Source organism: Vibrio sp. 03_296 (assembly GCF_002265885.1).
Genome location: NZ_NPKW01000184.1, coordinates 1 through 1,019, shown reverse-complemented (window position 1 = coordinate 1,019; position 1,019 = coordinate 1). Strand labels below are relative to the sequence as shown.

At 38.0% G+C, this 1,019-nt stretch carries 1 protein-coding gene; it reads right to left on the bottom strand.

Annotated features, from left to right (window positions below; translation table 11 throughout):
* Positions 1-882: 882 nt before the first annotated feature.
* On the bottom strand, positions 883-1,019 hold a 137-nt coding region (locus CIK04_RS35640), incomplete at its 5' end, for a methyltransferase domain-containing protein (protein ID WP_128824656.1).

The following is a 1,019-nucleotide window of genomic DNA, read 5'->3' as shown; positions in this document are numbered from 1 at the left end:
CCGTTTTGGACTCGACAACAACCAAACATAGCCAATGCTTCGACTTTACAAACCAAGGTRCTAATCGAGATTTAAATTTACTCTCAATTTCTGACTTTGGCAGTTCATCGAAACAAAGTGAAATGACACTAGGATTCGTATGGAGTTGCAGAAATAAACGGCCAGTTCATTTTCCGATTAACTGGCTTCGATTCCGTCAGCCTTTCAGATACTACTTCCATTTAGCTGAACTCTCCTTGTTACATAACGCCCAATTAAGGTGTGAACCACGCGACCATAACACTCAAATTGGACACCGTATCAACTAAACATAAACCCAAAACCAAAAACGACCAAACGTGGTGAATCACTCTTAAATTGTTTGTTATAGCGCGCTCATCAACACCCACGATACTGTTAGATGCCTTAGTTAATGGGGTCTTTTCCCAGTCTGCATAGCATTCTACTAACTGCAAATCCAGTACTTTCTAAACATTTAACGATTTCATCTACTGAACGATTATTTGAGTTCTATTTGACTATAGTATTGCTCACCACTTTCATATTTCCTGCGAATATAGTGCAACATCGTATCATTTAGTTGAGGATGAAAACTGTCCCTGCCGTAAACATTTTACTTTTTCGCCTGAAGTACTTGTGTAAGTAGTCCAATACTCATAACGTTCAGTTTCTTCGAGATTTTCAGGAGATGGTAGCCTAGAGTCAAATACGAATGTACTTGTAGCGCTCATATGATTTTTGACACGCTTTAACATAGACAAAAGATCACTATCAGAAATAAATGCTTGAAATGCGTTGCCTGTCATAGCTATCACATCGAATTCAGTTCCTAAATTGAAGTTCAAACCGCATCCATTTCGTAAAAAGTAAGATTACTCATTGCTAGATGATTTTTGTATAGCGAAGTTTACCAATCGAACTTGAAAAGTCTATGCCTACTACATGAGATAGTTTTTTTGATAGTGGTATCGTGACAAGACCTGTCCCACAGCAGACATCTAAAAGTGAGGATGCTTTTT